The organism is Streptococcus oralis (assembly GCF_026782375.1).
Lineage (GTDB): Bacteria > Bacillota > Bacilli > Lactobacillales > Streptococcaceae > Streptococcus > Streptococcus oralis_CL.
In genome coordinates, this window is the sequence record NZ_JAKUWJ010000004.1 from 100,646 (window position 1) to 122,987 (window position 22,342).

A 22,342-nucleotide genomic window follows, 5' to 3' on the forward strand; every position below is an offset into this window, starting at 1 on the left:
AGCAACTGTGTGATTAGGAAAAATAAAGTAAATTGTTTTCATCGTAATATAATTGGATATTAGTAAGGAGAAATTTATCTATATATCAGATATCAGCAATTGCTTTTACTGTCACTTTTCGCTACAATAGTTACAAGGAGGAAATAAAAATGTTAAAAGAAGTATTAACCGTCGCAAAAGTTGCGAAAAAATCATCTCTCTTCTTAGGAGGGGTAGCATTTGGGACGCTTGGCTTGAAAGTCTTAGCAAGTAAAGAAGCTAAGAAAGGCTATTCTAAGGCCTTGGCTAAAGCTTACAAATTGAAAGATGGACTGGATGCATCTGTTTCTGTTGTAAAACAACACGGTGATGATGTTTTACAAGACGCTAAATATTTATACGAACAGGAAAAGAAAGAAGAACAATTAGATAGCCTGACAGGTGAATAATATGTCTTTTAAAGTGCTACACAGAGGATATCAACATATCCGATTATCGTCCTCGTTTTCACTGACCTTGGATATTCAAGATTATCTTCGTTCCTTGGCTAAAGATGAAAAAGGGATCGACTCTATTCAGTTTTATATGGATCAGCAGCACTTTACTCTACGTATGAAAGAAGGCTTCTCTGTATTAGAAAATGCAGAGGCCTTTTTAAAAAAAATTGACAAGGGGAAAGTTTCGGACTTGATGACGCTTCCCATTCGTAGAGAAGAGAGTGCTTATTCAATTGTATCGGGTGCAGCGATTAAGCGTTGGCTGTTTCGAAGTTTTGTACCCTACCCTATTCGTTATATTTGGACTTGTTATCAGGCTTTGGGTTATGTCAAAGAAGCCTATCAAACTTTAGCGCGCAAGGAACTAACCATGGAGGTCTTGGACTGTTCGGCCATTTTGTTGTCCTTGTTTATGAACCAATCCAAGACAGCTAGCAACATCATGTTTATGCTTGATCTGGGTAATCATCTGGATCAGTGGTCTTTGAAAAAAACAGCAACAGATTTGGAACAAAGCCTTCTTGCTAAAGAAAGTGATGTTTTCTTAGTGCAGGGAGACATGGTCATCAGCATCAAGAGCTCTGATGTTCAAGTAGACGATGTGTTAGTTGTCTCCCAAGGGAATGAAATCTTGTTTGACGGCCAAGTGGTTTCGGGCTTAGGCATGGTCAACGAGAGTTCCTTGACAGGAGAGAGTTTCCCTGTTGAAAAGAAAGAGGGAGATTCTGTATGTGCGAATACTGTTTTGGAAACAGGAGAGTTAAGAATTCGTGTGACAGATAATCAGATAAACAGTCGCATTTTGCAACTCATCAATCTGATGAAAAAATCTGAAGAGAGTAAGAAGACAAAACAACGTCATTTTATTAGGATGGCAGACAAGGTTGTAAAATATAACTTCTTAGGTGCTGGTTTGACTTATCTGTTAACAGGCTCGTTTTCAAAAGCCATTTCCTTTTTATTGGTGGATTTTTCATGTGCTCTAAAAATATCCACACCTGTAGCCTATCTTACGGCCATAAAGGAAGGTCTAAATCGAGAAATGGTTATTAAAGATGGTGATGTATTAGAAAAATATCTGGAAGTGGATACTTTCTTGTTTGATAAAACGGGTACCATCACGACGAGTTATCCTTTGGTTGAAAAGGTTCTTCCTTTCGGAGATTATACTGAGAAAGATATTTTAAGAATAAGTGCATGTTTGGAGGAGCATATCTATCATCCTATTGCTAATGCAATTGTTAAACAAGCTGAAATTGAAGGCATTGAACACGAAGAAATGCATGGCAAGCTTCAGTATGTTGCAAGCAAAGGGATTAAATCGCAAATTGATGGTCAATCGGTTGTCATTGGAAATTATGTACTAATGCAAGACGAGCAGGTAAGAATTAGTTCTGAGCAACTGGCCTTGATTGAGCAATATAAGACTCATTACAATTTATTGTTTTTGGCTTATAAGAAAGAATTAATTGGGATGTTTTGTATCCACACTCCCTTGAGAAGCGAGGCGAAAGCTGCATTGAAAAAGCTAAAATGCCAAGGGAAAAAACTGATTCTGGCAACTGGTGATACGTTGGCTAGAACAGAAGAGTTGGTTAAAGATCTGCCATTTGACAACGTCTATACTGATTTAAAGCCAGATGGTAAGTTTCAGTTGGTTCAGGAGTTACAGAAAGCTGGCCGAACTATTTTGATGGTTGGAGACGGGTTAAACGACTCTGCTGCCTTGACGCTTGCAGATATTGGGGTTGTGATGAATGAAAGTGCGGATATTTCTAAGCAGATGAGTGATATTTTATTATTAGATAATCGTTTAGATTTCTTCGAGGAATTGAATTCTTTATCTGAATCGTTACAGAAATTAATTCAAAGAAATATTCAAGAAACAGTTGTAATAAATGGAAGTTTAATCGGATTTGGGTTGTTAAATTGGTTAAGCCCATCTAATCTTTCGATACTGCACAATCTGACTACTTTAAGAATCGTCCTTCGTAGTCTTTCTATTAAAAGTAGGTAAGAGACCGAGGAGCTGAGGTCATAAAAACCAAAAGGAGTTATTCTCAAATGAGACAACTCCTTTTGGTTTTTAAAATTCGATAATTTATGTTGACGGATTTAAAATGTTTTAGTAGGTTAAAACGAAGTATTTTTTCTTACCACGTCGGATAACAGTGAGTTCGTTCTCTAACTTATCTGCATCTCCTAAGACATAGTCAAGGTCTTGGATACGGTCGCCGTTGATGTAGATGGCTCCGTTTTGGACATCTTCACGGGCTTGGCGTTTTGAATTGACCACACCAGATGAGACGAGAAGTTCCACGATATTGTGGTTTTCGTCTGCTTGTACTTGGTAGTTTGGCACTCCACGAAGTCCTTGTTTGAGTTCTTTGACAGAAAGGTTTTTGATGTTTCCAGCAAAGAGTTGCTCAGTGATGTTAAGAGCTTCTTTGTAAGCTTCTTCTCCGTGAACAAGTGTCACGACTTCACGAGCGAGGACTTTTTGAGCCAAGCGTTCGTGTGGCGCAGCTTCAAACTGTTTGCGGATCTCTTCAATCTCATCAAGTGACAAGAAAGTAAAGATCTTCAAGAAGCGAACAGCGTCAGCATCCATGACGTTCATCCAGAATTGGTACATTTCGTATGGAGAAGTCTTTTCAGGATTGAGCCAGACTGCGTTTCCTTCTGATTTACCAAATTTCTTACCAGTTGCGTCTGTAATGAGTGGCACAGTGATTACGTGACCAGTCTTGTCAGCCTTACGACGAAGCAATTCGGTACCAGCTGTCATATTTCCCCACTGGTCAGAACCACCGATTTGCAGGGTAACATTGTGGTCTTGATTTAAGACATAGAAGTCGTACCCTTGCATGATTTGGTAAGCAAACTCTGTGTAAGAAATCCCTGTTTCGATCCGTTTTTTAACAGACTCCTTGCTCATCATGTAGTTGACAGTGAAGTATTTTCCGATATCACGGAGGAAGTCAATGAAGCTGATGCTGCCAAACCAGTCGTAGTTGTTGACCATGACAGCTTTATTTTCGCCATTTTCAAAGTCAAGAAAACGAGAAAGTTGTCCTTGGATAGACTTGACCCAGCCATCTACTGTGTCTTTTGTTTGGAGACTACGCTCAGCATCTTTGAAGGACGGATCTCCAATGAGACCTGTAGCACCGCCAACGAGCGCATAAGGTTTGTGACCTGCTAGTTGCAAACGACGACTTGTCAAGATTGCGACAAGGTGACCTAGGTGAAGGCTGTCAGCAGTTGGATCGTAGCCGGTATAATAAGAAACTTGACCTTCTTCTAGGGCTTTACGCAAAGCTTCTTCATCAGTCGTTTGAAAAATCAAACCACGCTCTTTTAGCTCATCAAAAATGTGCATATGTCTTTTCTCCTTTTTAAAATATTGTTTCTACCTATTGTATCACAAACTTGGACAATAGCCTAGTGGAATAGGGAAGAAAGTGGCTATTTTATTGAAAGTTTACCTTTTATGGTATAATAGAGAAAGTGAGGACATTCATGAAAAAAAGAATTGATGAATTAAAAACAAAAATGCTGCATTTTTTCCAGCAGCTGATGCAACGAATTGCAAAATGGAAGAAAAGACTAGCAGAAAAACTAGCTAATAAGAAAACCGGTAAAAAGGGGACCTCTTCTGACAAAGTTAGAAAGGCAGGGTCTATTTTTGCTAAGGTTTTGAGTGGGTTTAAAATAGTCTTTAACACTCTCTTTATTCTAGCCTTTATCGGAGGTCTGTTGGGAGCGGGTGTGGCCATGGGCTATGGGGTTGCTCTATTTGACAAAGTCAAGATGCCTCAAACAGAGGAATTGGTCAAACAAGTGAAGGATATTGCCTCCATCTCAGAAATCACTTATTCTGACGGTAGTACCATTGCCTCAATCGAGGGCGATTTATTGCGCACTTCAGTCGCTTCAGATGCTATCTCAGACAACCTTAAGAAAGCTATTGTTGCGACAGAGGACGAGCATTTCAATGAGCATAAGGGAGTTGTGCCTAAGGCTGTTATTCGTGCGACTCTGGGAACCTTTGTCGGGCTAGGATCGTCCAGTGGTGGTTCGACCTTGACCCAGCAGGTCATCAAGCAACAAGTAGTGGGGGATGCTCCTACTCTGGCTCGTAAGGCCAAAGAAATTATTGATGCCTTGGCTTTAGAACGGATCATGGGCAAGGATGAGATTTTAACAACCTACCTTAATATTGCTCCTTTTGGACGCAATCACAAGGGCCAAAATATTGCAGGTGCCCAGCAGGCCGCAGAGGGAATCTTTGGAGTCAATGCATCGGATTTGACAATACCTCAAGCCGCCTTTATCGCAGGTTTGCCACAGAGTCCGATTAGTTATTCTCCTTATGAATCTGACGGCAGTATGAAGAGCGATGAGGATATGGCTTTGGGAATCAAGCGTGCCAAGGATGTCCTCTACAATATGTATCGGACAGGAGCTCTGAGTCAGGAAGACTACGACAAGTACAAGGATTATGACTTCAAGCAAGACTTTCTACCATCAGGTAGTGTCAGTGGTACTTCGCGCGACTATCTTTACTATGCAACCTTGGCAGAAGCAACTGATCGAATGTACGACTACCTCATCCAGAGAGATAATGTTTCTGCGCAAGAGCAAAAAAATGAATCTATCCAGAAAGCTTACCGCGATCTAGCGACGAAGGAAATCGAGAATGGTGGCTATAAGATCACCACGACTATTAATAAAAACGTCCACACTGCTATGCAAAATGCAGTTGCTAACTACGGCAGTTTGGTAGATGATTCGACAGGCCAGCCTGAAGTAGGGAATGTCCTCATGGACAACCAAACGGGAGCCATCCTTGGATTTGTTGGTGGTCGTAATTATCAAGAGAATCAGAACAATCACGCTATCGATACCAAACGTTCTCCAGCTTCAACTACTAAGCCTATACTGGCCTATGGTATCGCCATTGACCAAGGTTTGATGGGAAGTGCAAGTATCTTATCAAACTATCCAACAAACTTCTCAAATGGCAATCCCATCATGTATGTCAATAGTCCTGGTACAGCGATGATGACCTTGGGAGAAGCCCTCAACTATTCATGGAACATTCCAGCCTACTGGACTTATCGTACGCTTCGAGAGAAGGGTGTCGATGTCAAGGGCTATATGGAAAAAATGGGTTATGAAATCCCAGAATATGGCATTGAAAGTTTACCGATGGGTGGAGGAATTGAGGTTACAGTTGCCCAGCATACCAACGGATATCAGACCATAGCTAACAACGGGGTTTACCACAAGAAACACATGATTGCCAAAATCGAATCAACGGATGGTCGAGTGGTCTATGAGCATAAGGATGAGCCTGTGCAGGTTTATTCAAAAGCGACAGCAACCATCATGCAAAGTCTGCTCCGTGACGTCATTTCATCTCGGATTACTTCTAGCTTCCAGACCGACTTGGCTTCGATCAATCCAGGCCTAGCTCGTGCTGACTGGATTGGAAAAACTGGAACAACTAATGAAGATGAAAACATGTGGCTCATGCTTTCTACTCCTCGATTGACGCTAGGTGGCTGGTTAGGTCATGATGATAACCGACCGCTAGCCAAGGGTGCGGGTCACTACCGCAATGCCAAATACATGGCTTACTTGGTCAATGCTATCCAGCAAGCTGAACCTGGAATATGGGGAAATGATCGCTTTAATCTTGACCCAAGTGTGACTAAGTCCCAAGTTCTCCGATCAACAGGCCAAAAGCCCGGCAAAGTTTCCATCAATGGTAAGGAAATCGAACTTTCTGGTTCTACAGTGACAAGCTACTGGGCTAGCAAAGAGGGGGCGCCAGTAACCACTTACCGCTTTGCCATCGGAGGTAGCGACGCAGACTATCTGAACGCTTGGAAAACCATTCTTGGAAGCCTACCTGCAGTGACTCCTCCAAGTTCAAGCAGTGGATCAAGTTCAAGCAGTAGCTCAGGGACAAATTCGAACAACAACACTCAAAGTGGTTCGTCAGGTCGTTCCCGTCTATTTAATCGATAATAAAAAAAGTAGCAAGAGGCAATTTTTCTTCTCTTAGCTACTTTTTTCTTTTTCTATTTCGTGTTACAATAAGGGAATGAATAAGTATCAAAAGAAGATTTTTAAGGGAACCTTGTATTCACTGTTCTCAGGTCTAATTTGGGGGATTTGCGGGATTTTAGGAGAGTATTTTTTCACTCATTATCCAGTATCGTCTGGTTGGATTACCTCTATGCGTTTGCTGGTGGCGGGGAGTTTGGTTTTAGCTTTATCTGCCTTTCAGTTGCGTGGTCGCTTGTTGGATATCTGGAAAGATAAGAAAAATTATCTACCTTTTTTAGCCTATGCTATTCTAGGTATTTTTTCTGTGCAGTTTTTCTTCTATCTCTGTGTTGAGTATTCCAATGCGACGACGGCAACCATTTTACAATTTATCAGCCCCGTTTTTATTTTGTTTTACAATCGCATTGTCTACCAGAAGAAGGCTTCGATTACAGCGATTCTCTATGTTTTGATTGCCATGCTAGGTGTTTTTTTGATGGCCACAAAAGGGGATGTGTCCCAGTTGTCCATGACACCCTTGGCTCTAGTGACTGGTTTGCTCAGTGCAGTAGGCGTCATGTTTAATGTCATCTTGCCCCAACGATTTGCCCGCCACTATGGTTTTGTCCCCACTGTTGGTTGGGGGATGATTCTCGCAGGGCTCTTTAGTAATCTGCTCTATCCAGTCCATCATGTCACCTTCCAGTTGGATGCTAGCAGCCTGCTGATTTGTTTGATTATTGCCGTATTTGGAACAGCTTTTGCCTTCTTCCTGTCTATGAAGGCCGTCTCTCTCGTTTCTCCTCTGGTTGTCTCTGTAGTGAGCGCTAGCGAGCCTCTCTCTTCAGCGCTATTGAGCGTCCTCTTTCTCGGTCTCGTCCTAGATGGATTTCTAGTTTTGGCCATGATTTTGATCATTGTCCCTATGGTCTTCTTGTCTATCGAAGAAGCCAAAGAAGGGAAGTAAAGACGATTATTTTGATAGTTTAGGCTTCAAATTTGAAGTCTTTTTTGGTAGAATAGGTATCATTATAATGAACTAGGAGGCGCCTATGACTGCCACAAAAATGAATGCCCAAGAAATCATCCAATTTATCGCCAATGCAGAGAAGAAAACCAGTGTCAAAGTAACCTTTGAAGGACAACTAGCGTCTGCTGTTCCTAATTCGATTGTCAAACTAGGCAATGTTCTTTTTGGAGATTGGAAGGATATCGCTCCGCTTCTCGAAGGCTTGGTAGAAAATCAAGATTATGTTGTCGAGCAAGATGCTCGTAATTCGGCAGTTCCCTTGCTAGACAAGCGTACTATCAACGCTCGTATCGAGCCAGGTGCTATTATCCGCGATCAAGTGGAAATTGGTGACAATGCTGTTATCATGATGGGAGCGGTTATCAATATCGGAGCAGAAATCGGAGCAGGAACCATGATTGATATGGGCGCTATCCTTGGTGGTCGTGCCATCGTTGGGAAGAACAGCCACGTTGGTGCAGGGGCAGTTTTGGCAGGTGTGATTGAGCCAGCTAGTGCCGATCCAGTCCGTGTCGGGGACAATGTTCTTATCGGAGCCAATGCAGTGGTTATCGAAGGAGTTCAAATCGGCAGTGGTTCAGTTGTTGCAGCAGGAGCTATCGTTACCCAAGATGTCCCAGAAAATGTGGTTGTAGCAGGTGTTCCGGCTCGTATCATCAAAGAGATTGATGCCCAAACCCAACAAAAAACAGCGCTTGAGGATGCGCTTCGTACCTTGTAATTGTAAAAGTAAAAAAGAGGCGGAACCCTTTTTCCAGCCTCTTTCTTCTATATAGGAGGACAGATAGATGTTAGATTTGATTCAGACTAGACGAGATTTACACCAGATTCCAGAGATTGGCTTGGAGGAGTTTAAGACTCAGGCTTATTTGCTGGATGTGATTGAGAAATTAACTACGGGCAAGAACTTTGTTCAAGTTCGTACTTGGCGGACAGGGATTTTGGTCTACCTGCAGGGAAGTCAGCCGGAGCAAACCATTGGTTGGCGAACAGACATTGATGGTCTGCCTATTGTCGAACAAACAGGACTGCCTTTCGCCTCTCAACACCAAGGTCGCATGCATGCTTGTGGCCATGATTTTCATATGACCATTACCTTGGGCTGTTTAGAGCGCGCCCTTGAGGAGCAACCCAAGAATAATTTGCTCTTCCTATTTCAGCCTGCTGAAGAAAATGAAGCAGGTGGGATGCTCATGTATGAGGATGGTGCTTTTGGGGACTGGCTGCCAGACCAATTTTATGGCCTTCATGTTCGTCCAGATCTGAAGGTTGGACAGATTGCGACCAATACACACACTCTCTTTGCAGGAACCTGTGAGGTGAAGATTCGTTTCAAAGGAAAAGGAGGGCATGCAGCTTTTCCGCATGAAGCCAATGACGCCTTGGTGGCTGCTAGTTACTTTGTAACCCAAGTACAGTCAGTTGTCAGCCGCAATGTTAATCCCATCGAGGGAGCGGTGGTGACCTTTGGCGTTTTTCAAGCTGGAACAACCAACAATGTCATTACAGACACAGCATTTTTACATGGAACCATTCGCGCCTTGACTCAAGACATGAGTCTCTTGGTACAAAAAAGAGTCAAGACAGTCGCAGAAGGTGTTGCAGCAGCCTTTGATATGGAAGTCGAGGTAGAACTCAAGCAAGGAGGCTACCTACCTGTTGAGAATAATCCAGCCTTGGCGCGTGAACTGATGGACTTTTTTGAAGAGAAAGAGGGAATTGAGTTGATTGATATCGAACCTGCTATGACAGGTGAGGACTTTGGCTATCTCCTTTCGAAGGTAGATGGCGTTATGTTCTGGCTAGGTATCGACAGTCCCTACGCCCTTCATCACCCTCAGATGAGTCCTAAGGAAGAAGCCTTAGCCGTTGGGGTGGAAGTAGTCTCTAGCTTTCTTCAAAAGAAGGCGGCGGAGTAGAGGGTTTATCTATGAAATCGAAATTACGCAAGCAAGTCTTGCAAGAAATGAAGGCTGTTCCTCAGAAGCAAAAAATTGCTATGGATCAAGCTTTAACCGAACGATTTTTGAATCATCCTGTTTACCACGAGGCTAAGGTCGTCGCAACCTACCTCTCTTTTCCGCATGAGTTTCAAACGCAGGGACTGATTGACCAGGCGCTGAAGGACGGCAAGAAGGTTTTGATACCCAAAACCTATCCCAAGGGGCGCATGGAGTTTGTGGTCTATCATCCGCAGCAGTTGGTAAAAACTTCCTTTGGTTTACTGGAACCGCAAGGAGACTTGGAAGTGGTGGAACCGTCTCAGATTGATTTAATTCATGTTCCGGGTTTGGCTTTTACAACAGAGGGCTATCGGATCGGATATGGTGGAGGATATTATGACCGCTATCTGGAACATTTTGCTGGGCATACCATGAGTACAATCTATCCTTGTCAAGTTCAGGAGTTTAACTTTGAAAACCATGATATTCCCGTCCAGGAGGTGCTAATCTATGAAGGAAATCTTTGATAAACGTTATCCTGTGACTAGCTTCTTCCTCCTAGTAACAGCATTGGTATTTCTCTTGATGTTGGTTTTTACAGGTTTAAATTTTGAACGAGCAGATACCCTGCTTCAGTTTGGAGCCATGTATGGACCGATCATTCGCCTGTTCCCTGAGCAGATATGGCGCCTTTTTTCGGCTATATTTGTGCATATTGGATGGGAGCATTTCATTGTCAATATGATTTCGCTCTACTTTCTTGGACGACAAGTGGAGGAGATTTTCGGTTCTAAGCAATTTTTCCTTCTTTATCTCTTATCAGGAATGATGGGCAATCTCTTTGTTTTTGCTTTCACACCGAAAGTCCTAGCAGCAGGAGCATCCACCTCCCTCTATGGACTATTTGCTGCGATTATCGTCTTGCGCTACGCGACTCGCAGCCCCTATATCCAGCAGTTAGGGCAATCCTACCTGACGCTTTTCGTGATAAATATCATTGGAAGTATTCTAATTCCAGGAATCAGCCTAGCTGGGCATATCGGAGGTGCAGTAGGTGGGGCTTTTCTAGCAGTAATATTTCCTGTTAGAAGTGAGAGACGGATCTATAGTTTCGGTCAGCGACTTGGAGCAACCGTACTTTTTATTGCACTAGCCGTTTTCCTTTGCTATAAGGGAATGAGCTATGTGTAGGGATGGGATAGTTAAAAAGCTACTCAAAAAATGAGTAGCTTTTAATGTGTTTTGGAACCATTCGAAACAACACAGCTCTAAAATAGTTATTAACGTTGTCTAAAATCAGTAATTCCTCCACCATAGTTTCCAAGGTGGTTTCCATTGTCGTCACGAACATCACCATTACTGTGATTTGCTTGAAAGTTGCTTCGATTGCCTCCGGCATCAATGCTCCAATATCTTGTATAGCCATCATTTCCTCCGCCGCTATTGCTGTTGCCAGATGAATATTGTTCGGCAGCTGGGGCTTCATAATTACTTCCGCCACCATTTGATCCAGAATAAGATTGACTTGATTCGTCACGGCTTGAGTATTCATAACTTGGTTGATAATATCCAGAATCAGAAGATGAGTTAGAACTTGAACTGCTTGAACTACTTGATCCACCAGAAGATTCTTGTGATTTAGCTTCTGATTGTTTCTTCTCTTCTTCTTTCTTCAAAGCTTCGATTTGCTTATTGAATTTATCTACAATATCAGTAAGAGATTTTGTAGTTTCTTCAAGATTATCTTGTTTGAATGTTTCATCAACTTTCTTGATAAAATCAATTTGTTTATTGATTTCTTTTACATTATTTTCTAAGGTTGTTTTATCTTTAAGTTTGTCATCTGAATCTTTGATGTCATAAGCCGAACCTTTTTGCAAATGAAAATCTACAATGGCTTTAGATGATTCTTTGACTTTATTATTAAGATAGTCTTTACCTGTATCGGTTTTAAGTGAAGTTTCAGATAATTCTTTCAACTTAGAAATAGATTCATCTGAAGATGCATCAAATGATTCAAATAGTTTATCAACTTGTTCTTTGTCTGATTTGCTATCTTTTTCTAATTGTATAATTTTTGCTTGTTGCTCTGCTTGATGTTGGTAATATGAATACCATCCAAACCCTAATACCAATACAACACCAACTGCAACTGATGAAATGATTACTTTTTTATTGTTTTTGATAAATTCCACAAATTTGTTCTCCATAATCTTTTACTTTGATAGTGTCCGCAATTACTTTAAAATTAAAATTACACCCATCTTTCTCCCTCATTATATTCTTATTAATAGCTTCCACAAAACTAAACAACTTATATTCGACTCGGTTGATTTAATTTAACCATGACTACTCCAACAGTTAAGTCAAATTTAAAATTATTTATTATTTTGGAACCATTCGAAACAACACAGCTCTATAACTAGGAAATATTGATACTATCAACTCCGCCCATCCTACATAGACAGTTTACCTAATGTTTTTTAATATTCTTCAAAACTATATCTTATACAAATTATTTAATCTTTCTAACTCTAATACATTCATACATACTTCTACTCCAGTAACTACCCCCTTGCTATGAATAAATCCACAAGAAAACACAATCCTCTCCTTACTCAAAATATTTGACAATATTACTAATGCTTCTAAAACATAATCCTCTATGGTAATAAAACTATTGTTTTCATCTTTAAAAAACTTTATAAATCCAATATCCTTACACCTATCACCAAAATAAAACCTAAGTGATTTTAAATAATAATCAAAAAACACATCAATCTCCATAGAACCCCCCTTCATTTTTAAAATATTCTGTTATATCATACAAAAAAGTTTTGGAACCATTCGAAACAACACAGCAAAGTTAAAATAAGGCTTTGTCCGTACACAACTTGAAAAGTGCGCACCGATTCGGTGCTTTTTGTTTTATTATACTAATTCATTGTACTCCTATTTTTATAAAAAAACAAATAATATCGTAACGCTTTCATGAAGTTTGAGACCATTTCAATGGAGTTTATAAGTAAGTGAACTGAGAAATACAGATCCCTTTTTAAGTAGATGTTCTAAAGAATAGCAATATAAAATAAAAAGAACTAGGATAACTAACTATCCTAGTTCTTCTTTTATAAGGACTGTTCTTCTATTCCCCCCCAGCTAACTCTTTCCCAAGTTGGATGAGGTAGTCTTTCAAGTCGTCTTTGACTTGTGGATGTTTGAGAGCGTAGTCGATGGAGGTTTTCATAAAGCCAAACTTGTCTCCGACATCGTAACGAGCCCCCTTGAACTCACGAGCAAATACACGTTGTGTTTTATTGAGGGTGTCGATTGCATCTGTCAGCTGGATTTCATTTCCTGCGCCTGGAGCTTGGTTTTCGAGGATTTGGAAAATTTCAGGAGTGAGGAGGTAGCGCCCGATGATAGCAAGGTCGCTAGGAGCATCCTCTGGCGCTGGTTTTTCAACGAAGGTTTCAACGCTGTAAAGGCCGTCTTTTCCTTCGCCTTGCGGAGCAATAACCCCATAGGCAGATACTTCGTCGTGAGGGACTGGCATAACAGCGATAGTAGACGCGTGAGTACGCTCGTAGTCATCCATGAGTTGTTTGGTAAGTGGAACAGCCTTTTCGTCTGTGATATCCATCAAATCATCACCAAGCATAACGACAAAAGGTTCATTTCCGACGAAAGCCTTGGCTTGTAAAACGGCATCTCCGAGACCACGTGGATGTGTTTGGCGGATAAAATGCAGGCGCATGCCGGTTGTCTCATCAACCAGCTTCAAAAGATCTGTTTTCCCTTTTTCTTTAAGGTTATATTCCAATTCAAAGTTTGAATCGAAGTGGTCCTCGATAGAACGTTTTGACTTACCTGTAACAACCAAGATATCTTCGATTCCAGACTTGAGAGCTTCTTCAACGATAAACTGGATAGTTGGCTTGTCTACGATTGGCAACATTTCCTTGGCTAAGGCCTTAGTTGCTGGGAGGAAGCGAGTTCCCAATCCAGCGGCAGGGATGACTGCTTTTCTGACTTTTTGTTTCATAATGTTCCTTTCTATAAGGGTCTATGACCATTCGTTTTCTGCTTTAAATTCATTGCTCATGATGTCAGTGATTGCTTCTTTGATATTGACATCTTCGTAGATAACTCGGTAAATAGCCTGTGTGATTGGCATGTAGACACCCAATTCCTGAGCCAGTTCGTAAGCTGCTCGAGTCGTTGAAATGCCTTCGATGACCATACCCATGTTTGCTTCGATGTCTGCGAGGGATTCTCCACGACCTAGAGCATTACCAGCCCTCCAGTTACGAGAGTGGACAGATGTACCAGTTACGATCAAATCTCCAACTCCAGAAAGACCGCTATAAGTCAGAGGGTTAGCTCCAAGAGCGACCCCTAGACGGGTGATTTCAGCCAAGCCACGGGCAATGATAGCTGCCTTGGCATTGTCGCCAAACCCTAGTCCATGTAATGCACCTGCACCAACTGCAATGATGTTTTTAAGAGCACCAGCGGTTTCAACCCCGATAACATCCGTATTAGTATAGAGACGGAAGTAGTGATTGCTAAAGAGATTTTGGACGTACTGAGCAGTTTCGAGGTCTTTAGAGGCTGCAGTGATCAAGGTAATATCCCGAACAATAGTTTCCTCAGCGTGGCTGGGGCCTGAAACAACAACGACTTCACTACGGAGATTGGCTGGAATTTCCTCTTCAAGAATAGTTGATAGACGTTTGTGGCTATCTGGTTCCAATCCTTTGGAGGCATGCATGATGACAACCTTGTGATCGAGCACCTTTGCTACTTGTTGGGCAACCAGTCTCGTTACTTTTGTTGGGACCACAAATAAAACAGCATCCACATCCTTTAGTGTTTCTTCCAAGTCATGATAGGCTTTGATTTTTTCGTCGAGTAGGATATCTTTGAAGTAGCGTTTGTTTGTATGTTGGTTATTGATTTCATCAATTTGGTCAGAAATATTTCCCCAAATTCGAACTTCGTGTCCATTGTCGTTTAGGACCTGCGAAAGGGCAGTTCCCCAAGAACCAGGACCCAAGACAGCGATGGTTTGTTTCTTCATCTTTTCCTCCTTGTAAGAGTTCTTCCTTTCATTTTACCATAAAAAGCCTTTTCATGCATCACCTGTAGATGAAAGCGCACTAATTTATAATAAGGAGACTTCTTTGACAAGATGCCTCTTTTTTGCTAGAATAGCATCAATATGAACGAATGATAAGGAGCTGACGCAGGATGTCGCTCCCTTTATCTATTTTATTAGGAGGAAATATGCTCATTAAAAAAATAAAAACCTATAAATGGCAGGCCTTGGCATCCTTAATGATGACAGGATTGATGGTTGCGAGTTCGCTCTTGCAACCGCGCTATTTGCAAGAGGTGTTAGAGGCTTTGTTGGCCGGACAAAATGAGGCTATTTATAGTATTGGCGCTTGGCTGATAGGAGTAGCCCTAGTCGGTCTGGTTGCAGGTGGGGTCAATGTAACGCTTGCAGCCTACATTGCTCAAGGAGTGTCTTCGGACCTTCGGGAAGACGCTTTTCGCAAGATTCAGACTTTTTCTTATGCCAATATCGAGCAGTTTAATGCAGGCAACCTTGTCGTCCGTATGACCAATGATATCAACCAAATTCAGAACGTGGTGATGATGGCTTTTCAAATCCTCTTCCGTCTCCCTCTTCTTTTTATCGGTTCCTTTATCTTGGCGGTCCACACTCTTCCATCGCTTTGGTGGGTCATTGTCCTCATGGTGCTCCTAATCTTTGCACTTACAGCCATCATGATGGGGATGATGGGGCCACGATTTGCTAAGTTTCAAACCCTTCTTGAACGGATTAATGCTATCGCCAAGGAAAATCTACGTGGTGTGCGCGTGGTCAAATCCTTTGTACAAGAAAAAGCACAATTTGACAAATTTACCGAGGTTTCAGATGAACTTCTCGGCCAAAATCTTTATATCGGTTATGCCTTCTCAGTTATAGAACCCGTTATGATGCTAGTCGGCTATGGGGCAGTCTTTCTCTCTATCTGGTTGGTGGCTGGCATGGCTCAGTCAGATCCATCTGTTGTGGGCTCGATTGCTTCCTTTGTCAACTATCTCAGTCAGATTATCTTTACCATTATCATGGTTGGATTTTTAGGAAATTCTGTCAGCCGTGCCATGATTTCCTTGCGTCGTATCCGCGAGATTCTAGATACCGAGCCAGCAATGACCTTTAAAGATCTCCCAGATGAAGAGTTAGAAGGAAGTCTCTCTTTTGAAAATGTGACCTTTACCTATCCCAATGATGACGAGCCTATGCTGAAGAATGTAACCTTTGATGTTGCGCCTGGTCAGATGGTGGGTGTGGTTGGAGCGACTGGAGCAGGGAAGTCCACCTTGGCTCAGTTAATTCCACGACTGTTTGATCCACAAGAGGGATCTATCAAGATTGGTGGCAAGGATATTCGAGACGTCAGCGAGGGAACCTTGCGTAAAACAGTTTCCATTGTCTTGCAACGTGCTATTCTCTTTAGCGGGACCATTGCAGATAATCTTCGTCAAGGAAAAGGCAATGCCAGCGTGTCAGAAATGGAACGTGCAGCACGGATTGCTCAAGCCAGCGAATTTATCGGGCGTATGGAAAACAAATTTGAGAGTCAGGTTGAAGAACGTGGCACCAACTTTTCTGGTGGACAAAAACAACGGATGTCGATTGCCCGTGGGATTGTCAGTAATCCCCGTATCCTGATTTTTGACGATTCGACTTCGGCCTTGGATGCCAAGTCAGAGAGACTAGTGCAGGAAGCTTTGAACAAAGACCTGAAAGGAACGACAACCATTATCATCGCTCAAAAAATCAGTTCAGTCGTCCATGCAGACAAGATTTTAGTCTTGGACCAAGGGCGTTTGATTGGAGAAGGAAGGCATGCGGACTTGGTAGCTAGCAATGCCGTCTACCGCGAAATCTACGAAACACAAAAGGGAAAGGAGGAATAAAATGAAAACCGTTCGATTTTTCTGGAATTATTTTAAAGTTTACAAGTTCTCCTTTGTCATTGTGATTCTGATGGTTGCAGTTGCGACGATTGCCCAAGCCCTCTTTCCAGTTTTTTCAGGCCAAGCAGTAACAGAGCTCGCTAATCTGGTTCTGGCTTATCAAAATGGGACTTCCGAACTAGCCTGGCAGAGTTTATCGGCTCTGATGCTGAATCTAGCTCTGGTTGTCCTTGTCTTGGTGGTATCCAGTTTGATTTACATGACCTTGATGACCCGTGTGATTGCTGAGTCAACAAATGAGATGCGTAAGGGCCTCTTTGGCAAACTTTCTCGTTTGACGGTTTCTTTCTTTGACCGCCATCAGGATGGTGACATCCTCTCTCGCTTCACTAGTGACTTGGATAACATCCTTCAAGCCTTCAATGAAAGTCTAGTTCAGGTTATGAGCAATATTGCTCTTTACATTGGTTTGATTTTTGTCATGTTTTCAAGAAATGTGACGCTAGCCCTGATAACAGTAGCCAGCACTCCAGTGGCCTTTCTCATGTTGGTTTTCATCGTGAAAATGGCCCGCAAGTACACCAATCTCCAACAAAAAGAGGTTGGGAAACTCAACGCCTACATGGACGAGAGTATTTCTGGACAGAAAGCTGTTATCGTACAAGGAATTCAAGACGACATCGTAGCAGGCTTTGTGGAGCAAAATGAGCGCGTGCGCAAGGCAACTTTCAAAGGGAGAATGTTCTCAGGTATCCTCTTTCCAGTTATGAATGGGATGAGCTTGGTCAATACGGCCATCGTCATTTTTGCAGGTTCAGCTGTCTTGCTGAACGATCCAAGTATCGAAACAACGACAGCCCTAGGTTTGATCGTCATGTTTACCCAATTTTCTCAGCAGTATTACCAGCCGATTATCCAGGTGGCTGCGAGTTGGGGGAGCCTCCAGTTGGCCTTTACCGGAGCGGATCGTATCCAAGAAATGTTTGATGCAGAAGAAGAGATTCGCCCGCAAAATGCACCAGCCTTTACGGAATTACGAGAAGGTGTTGAAATCAGTCATATTGATTTCTCTTATGTGCCAGACAAGCCGATTTTAAAAGATGTCACCATTTCAGCTCCTAAAGGGCAGATGATAGCAGTTGTAGGCCCGACTGGTTCAGGGAAGACGACCATTATGAACCTCATCAATCGTTTCTACGATGTGGATGTAGGTAGCATTTCCTTTGATGGCAAAGACATCCGTGACTACGACTTGGATAGCCTGCGGAGCAAGGTCGGTATTGTCTTGCAGGATTCGGTCTTGTTTAGTGGAACAATCCGAGACAATATCCGCTTTGGTGTGCCAGATGCTAGTCAGGAAATGGTCGAAGCAGCTGCCAAGGCAACTCATATTCATGACTACATCGAAAGCTTGCCTGATAAGTATGATACCCTTATTGATGATGAGCAAAATATCTTCTCGACTGGGCAGAAACAATTGATTTCCATCGCTCGGACCTTGATGACAGATCCTCAAGTCCTAATCTTAGATGAAGCGACTTCCAATGTCGATACCGTAACAGAAAGCAAGATTCAACATGCAATGGAGGCGGTTGTAGCAGGTCGAACCAGTTTTGTCATTGCCCATCGTCTCAAGACCATCCTCAATGCCGATCAGATTATTGTCCTCAAAGATGGAGAGGTTATTGAACGTGGAAATCATCACGAGTTGCTCAAACTCGGCGGCTTCTACTCAGAACTCTATCACAATCAATTTGTCTTCGAATAAAAAAGAAGTTGCCCTCGTTGGGCAGCTTTTTTTGCCCATAAAAAATACTTATCACGGTCTTTAAAAAAACATATTAGACAGGAAAGGGTTGGAGTGATAAGATAAGACTGTCGCAAGAAAATCGAAAGGAGACACATCATGGCTAGAACGGTTGTAGGAGTTGCTGCAAATCTATGTCCTGTAGATGCAGAAGGGAAAAACATTCACTCATCTGTATCCTGTAAATTTGCAGAGAGCATTCGTCAAGTCGGAGGTCTTCCTTTAGTAATTCCTGTAGGGGATGAGTCCATTGTTCGCGATTATGTGGAAATGATTGACAAACTCATCTTGACAGGTGGGCAAAACGTCCATCCTCAGTTTTATGGAGAGAAAAAGACCATTGAGAGCGATGATTACAACCTTGTACGTGATGAGTTTGAACTAGCTCTCTTGAAAGAAGCGCTCCGTCAGAATAAACCAATTATGGCAATCTGTCGTGGGGTTCAGCTGGTCAATGTTGCTTTTGGCGGCACCCTCCACCAAGAAATTGAGGGGCATTGGCAAGGTTTGCCTTTCGGGACCTCTCATTCGATTGAAACAGTAGAAGGAAGCGTTGTTGCTAAGTTGTTCGGCAAAGAAAGCCAGGTCAACTCAGTCCATCGACAAAGTATCAAAGACCTAGCACCTAATTTCCGTGTGACGGCTGTAGATCCTCGCGATCAGACGGTGGAAGCGATTGAGTCTATCGACGAGCATCGTATCATTGGTTTGCAGTGGCATCCAGAGTTTTTGGTCAATGAAGAAGACGGCAATTTAGAACTCTTTGAGTATTTATTAAATGAATTGTAACGGTTAGAGTCTCTAGCCGTTTTTATTCGTCCTTTCAGATTTTTTATATTTTAGCATTTTTACGCAAACGTTTGAATTGTGATAAAATTTGAGGAAATTCAGTATAAAAACTTGAAAAAATTGCTGGTAAGCGTTATGATAGTAAAGAAGAAATTATGGAGGATTATCATGTCACATATTAAATTTGATTATTCAAAAGTTTTAGACAAATTTGTTGCCCCACATGAAGTGGAATACATGCAAGCACAAGTAACAGCTGCAGACGAATTGATTCGTAAAGGAACTGGTGCTGGTAGCGACTTTTTGGGTTGGTTGGACCTTCCTGAAAACTACGACCGCGAAGAATTCGACCGCATCTTGAAAGCTGCTGAGCAAATCAAATCAGACAGCGATGTCTTGGTTGTGATTGGTATCGGTGGATCTTACCTTGGTGCCAAAGCAGCTATTGACTTCTTGAACCACCACTTTGCTAACTTACAAACAAAAGAAGAGCGTAAAGCGCCACAAATCCTTTACGCTGGAAACTCAATCTCATCTACTTACCTTGCTGACTTAGTAGAGTACGTAGCTGACAAAGACTTCTCAGTAAACGTGATTTCTAAATCAGGTACAACAACAGAACCAGCGATCGCTTTCCGTGTCTTCAAAGAACTCTTGGTTAAGAAATACGGTCAAGAAGAAGCCAACAAACGTATCTATGCCACAACTGACCGCCAAAAAGGTGCTGTTAAGGTTGAAGCAGATGCCAACGCTTGGGAAACATTCGTGGTTCCAGATGACATCGGTGGACGCTTCTCAGTATTGACAGCAGTTGGATTGCTTCCAATTGCAGCATCAGGTGCAGACATCAAAGCCCTCATGGAAGGTGCGAATGCAGCTCGTAAAGACTACACTTCAGACAAGATTGCTGAAAATGAAGCTTACCAATACGCAGCCGTTCGTAACATCCTTTACCGTAAAGGCTATGCGACTGAAATCTTGGTAAACTACGAGCCATCACTTCAGTACTTCTCAGAATGGTGGAAACAATTGGCTGGAGAGTCAGAAGGAAAAGACCAAAAGGGTATCTACCCAACTTCGGCAAACTTCTCAACTGACTTGCACTCATTGGGTCAATTTATCCAAGAAGGAACTCGCATCATGTTTGAAACAGTTGTCCGTGTTGACAAACCACGCAAGAACGTGATCATTCCTACTTTGGAAGAAGACCTTGATGGACTTGGTTACCTTCAAGGAAAAGATGTTGACTTTGTAAACAAAAAAGCGACTGACGGAGTTCTTCTTGCCCACACAGATGGTGACGTACCAAATATGTATGTGACTCTTCCAGAGCAAGATGCCTTCACTCTTGGCTACACGATCTACTTCTTCGAATTGGCTATCGCACTTTCAGGTTACTTGAATGCCATCAACCCATTTGACCAACCAGGTGTTGAAGCATACAAACGCAACATGTTTGCCCTTCTTGGGAAACCAGGATTTGAAGAATTGAGCAAAGAGCTTAACGCACGTCTATAATAGAAGAAAAGAGTGGCTTGCCCACTCTTTTTACTCTCTTTATTCGTAGACATTGGACTCAGGCGAGACTTGTGATATAATATAGAAAGCAAAAAGGCAGACGCCTAGAGACTTTATAGGAGAAACTATGTCAAAAGATATCCGCGTACGCTACGCACCAAGTCCAACAGGACTACTACATATCGGAAATGCCCGTACAGCATTATTCAACTACCTTTACGCACGCCATCATGGTGGAACTTTTATCATTCGTATCGAAGATACAGACCGTAAACGTCATGTTGAGGATGGAGAGCGTTCACAGCTTGAAAATCTTCGCTGGTTGGGCATGGATTGGGATGAAAGCCCAGAAACTCATGAAAATTACCGCCAATCAGAGCGTTTGGAACTCTATCAAAAATACATCGATCAATTGCTGGCCGAAGGAAAAGCCTACAAATCATACGTTACAGAAGAAGAGTTGGCAGCTGAGCGCGAACGCCAAGAAGCAGCTGGCGAAACACCACGCTACATCAATGAATACCTCGGTATGAGTGAAGAAGAAAAAGTGGCTTATATAGCAGAACGTGAAGCAGCTGGAATCATTCCAACCGTTCGTTTGGCTGTTAATGATTCAGGTATCTACAAATGGCATGATATGGTCAAAGGCGATATCGAATTTGAAGGTGGCAATATCGGCGGTGACTGGGTAATTCAAAAGAAAGATGGTTACCCAACTTACAACTTTGCTGTCGTTATCGATGACCACGATATGCAGATTTCTCATGTCATCCGTGGAGATGACCACATTGCTAACACACCTAAACAGCTCATGGTCTATGAAGCGCTTGGATGGGAAGTGCCAGAATTTGGTCACATGACTTTGATCATCAACTCTGAAACGGGTAAAAAATTGTCTAAACGGGACACTAACACCCTTCAGTTTATCGAAGACTACCGTAAAAAAGGCTATTTGCCAGAAGCTGTCTTTAACTTTATTGCCCTTCTTGGCTGGAACCCTGGTGGGGAAGACGAAATCTTCTCTCGTGAGGAATTGATTAAACTCTTTGATGAAAACCGTCTCAGCAAGTCTCCAGCAGCCTTCGACCAGAAGAAACTAGACTGGATGAGCAACGACTACATCAAGAGAGCTGATCTAGCTACTATCTTTGAAATGGCGAAACCATACTTAGAAGAAGCAGGACGTTTAACTGACAAGTCTGAAAAAATGGTAGAACTCTACAAGCCACAAATGAAGTCGGTAGACGAAATCGTTCCACTGACAGACCTTTTCTTCTCAGATTTCCCAGAGTTGACAGACGCTGAGCGCGAGGTCATGGCAGGAGAAACCGTTCCGGTTGTTCTAGAAGCCTTCAAAGCGAAACTAGAAGCGATGACAGATGAGGAATTTGTGACAGAAAACATCTTCCCACAAATCAAAGCAGTCCAAAAAGAAACAGGTATCAAAGGAAAAAATCTCTTCATGCCTATTCGTATCGCCGTTTCAGGTGAAATGCATGGACCAGAATTACCAGACACCATTTTCTTGCTCGGACGTGAAAAATCAATCCAGCATATTGAAAACATGCTGAAAGAGATTTCTAAATAAGTAGGAAAAATATAGGGATATGAGCTCATCCTTTCTTGGAGAGTAAGGGAAGGCCCTTTGAATTAAAAATTAAAAGAGTCAGTTAAACTGGCTCTTTTTGATTGTTTTCCAAGAATTTGTATAGGATGGAAAAAA

The 22,342-nt window shown here is 42.2% G+C and carries 18 protein-coding genes; 13 read left to right on the top strand and 5 right to left on the bottom strand.

Annotated elements, in window-relative coordinates:
* Positions 1 to 149: 149 nt before the first annotated feature.
* Positions 150 to 428, top strand: a complete 279-nt coding sequence (locus tag MK409_RS08445; RefSeq protein WP_021002060.1) for a DUF6110 family protein — start codon at positions 150 to 152, stop codon at positions 426 to 428.
* Position 429: 1 nt separating this feature from the next.
* Complete coding sequence (locus MK409_RS08450) at positions 430 to 2,493, top strand: heavy metal translocating P-type ATPase (RefSeq protein WP_268705985.1); 2,064 nt, start codon at positions 430 to 432, stop codon at positions 2,491 to 2,493.
* A gap of 108 nt (positions 2,494 to 2,601) precedes the next feature.
* Here MK409_RS08450 and tyrS read toward each other — a convergent pair whose 3' ends face one another.
* Positions 2,602 to 3,858: a tyrosine--tRNA ligase gene (gene tyrS / locus MK409_RS08455; protein WP_268705986.1), complete on the bottom strand. Its 1,257-nt coding sequence runs from the start codon at positions 3,856 to 3,858 to the stop codon at positions 2,602 to 2,604.
* A gap of 140 nt (positions 3,859 to 3,998) precedes the next feature.
* Between tyrS and pbp1b the strand changes: the two genes are divergently transcribed.
* The 6 genes from pbp1b (at position 3,999) to MK409_RS08485 (ending at position 10,700) form a co-directional block, all read left to right on the top strand.
* Positions 3,999 to 6,515 (top strand): penicillin-binding protein PBP1B, encoded by a 2,517-nt coding sequence (pbp1b, locus tag MK409_RS08460; RefSeq protein ID WP_268705987.1) that lies wholly within the window; start codon positions 3,999 to 4,001, stop codon positions 6,513 to 6,515.
* 76 nt (positions 6,516 to 6,591) lie between these two features.
* A complete protein-coding gene (locus MK409_RS08465; protein WP_268705988.1) occupies positions 6,592 to 7,503 on the top strand; it encodes a DMT family transporter in 912 nt (303 codons plus the stop codon).
* An 85-nt stretch (positions 7,504 to 7,588) separates the two neighbouring features.
* Positions 7,589 to 8,287, top strand: a complete 699-nt coding sequence (gene dapD, locus MK409_RS08470) for a 2,3,4,5-tetrahydropyridine-2,6-dicarboxylate N-acetyltransferase (protein ID WP_268705989.1) — start codon at positions 7,589 to 7,591, stop codon at positions 8,285 to 8,287.
* A 67-nt stretch (positions 8,288 to 8,354) separates the two neighbouring features.
* A complete protein-coding gene (locus MK409_RS08475; RefSeq protein ID WP_268705990.1) occupies positions 8,355 to 9,485 on the top strand; it encodes an N-acetyldiaminopimelate deacetylase in 1,131 nt (376 codons plus the stop codon).
* An 11-nt stretch (positions 9,486 to 9,496) separates the two neighbouring features.
* Complete coding sequence (locus tag MK409_RS08480; RefSeq protein WP_268705991.1) at positions 9,497 to 10,036, top strand: 5-formyltetrahydrofolate cyclo-ligase; 540 nt, start codon at positions 9,497 to 9,499, stop codon at positions 10,034 to 10,036.
* Positions 10,020 to 10,700, top strand: a complete 681-nt coding sequence (locus MK409_RS08485) for a rhomboid family intramembrane serine protease (protein ID WP_268705992.1) — start codon at positions 10,020 to 10,022, stop codon at positions 10,698 to 10,700. Before MK409_RS08480 ends, MK409_RS08485 begins: the two co-directional genes overlap by 17 nt.
* 89 nt (positions 10,701 to 10,789) lie before the next feature.
* Here the strand turns inward: MK409_RS08485 and MK409_RS08490 are convergent, their stop codons facing one another.
* The 4 genes from MK409_RS08490 to MK409_RS08505 all read right to left on the bottom strand — a co-directional run bounded on the left by MK409_RS08490 (position 10,790) and on the right by MK409_RS08505 (position 14,592).
* The gene (locus MK409_RS08490; RefSeq protein ID WP_268705993.1) at positions 10,790 to 11,719 is read right to left on the bottom strand and encodes a hypothetical protein; all 930 of its coding nucleotides are present in this window, start codon (positions 11,717 to 11,719) and stop codon (positions 10,790 to 10,792) included.
* Between the two features lie 289 nt (positions 11,720 to 12,008).
* A complete protein-coding gene (locus MK409_RS08495; protein ID WP_084859229.1) occupies positions 12,009 to 12,296 on the bottom strand; it encodes a hypothetical protein in 288 nt (95 codons plus the stop codon).
* Positions 12,297 to 12,654: 358 nt separating this feature from the next.
* Entirely contained in the window at positions 12,655 to 13,554 is a 900-nt protein-coding gene (gene galU / locus MK409_RS08500) for a UTP--glucose-1-phosphate uridylyltransferase GalU (protein ID WP_049490103.1), read from the bottom strand.
* 21 nt (positions 13,555 to 13,575) lie between these two features.
* Complete coding sequence (locus MK409_RS08505) at positions 13,576 to 14,592, bottom strand: NAD(P)H-dependent glycerol-3-phosphate dehydrogenase (protein ID WP_268705994.1); 1,017 nt, start codon at positions 14,590 to 14,592, stop codon at positions 13,576 to 13,578.
* Between the two features lie 206 nt (positions 14,593 to 14,798).
* On the opposite strand from MK409_RS08505, the gene MK409_RS08510 reads away from it, so the two are divergent.
* From MK409_RS08510 to gltX, 5 genes are all read left to right on the top strand, one after another.
* Positions 14,799 to 16,505 carry an ABC transporter ATP-binding protein gene (locus MK409_RS08510; RefSeq protein WP_268705995.1) on the top strand — a complete coding sequence of 569 codons (1,707 nt, stop codon included), beginning with the start codon at positions 14,799 to 14,801 and terminating at the stop codon, positions 16,503 to 16,505.
* Between the two features lies 1 nt (position 16,506).
* On the top strand, positions 16,507 to 18,273 hold the full coding sequence (locus tag MK409_RS08515) for an ABC transporter ATP-binding protein (RefSeq protein WP_268705996.1): 1,767 nt from the start codon (positions 16,507 to 16,509) through the stop codon (positions 18,271 to 18,273).
* 138 nt (positions 18,274 to 18,411) lie between these two features.
* Positions 18,412 to 19,101: a gamma-glutamyl-gamma-aminobutyrate hydrolase family protein gene (locus MK409_RS08520; protein WP_000124757.1), complete on the top strand. Its 690-nt coding sequence runs from the start codon at positions 18,412 to 18,414 to the stop codon at positions 19,099 to 19,101.
* Between the two features lie 168 nt (positions 19,102 to 19,269).
* Positions 19,270 to 20,619, top strand: coding sequence for a glucose-6-phosphate isomerase (locus tag MK409_RS08525; protein WP_268705997.1), 1,350 nt, complete (start codon positions 19,270 to 19,272; stop codon positions 20,617 to 20,619).
* Between the two features lie 127 nt (positions 20,620 to 20,746).
* Positions 20,747 to 22,207, top strand: coding sequence for a glutamate--tRNA ligase (gene gltX / locus MK409_RS08530; protein ID WP_268705998.1), 1,461 nt, complete (start codon positions 20,747 to 20,749; stop codon positions 22,205 to 22,207).
* Positions 22,208 to 22,342: the final 135 nt, after the last annotated feature.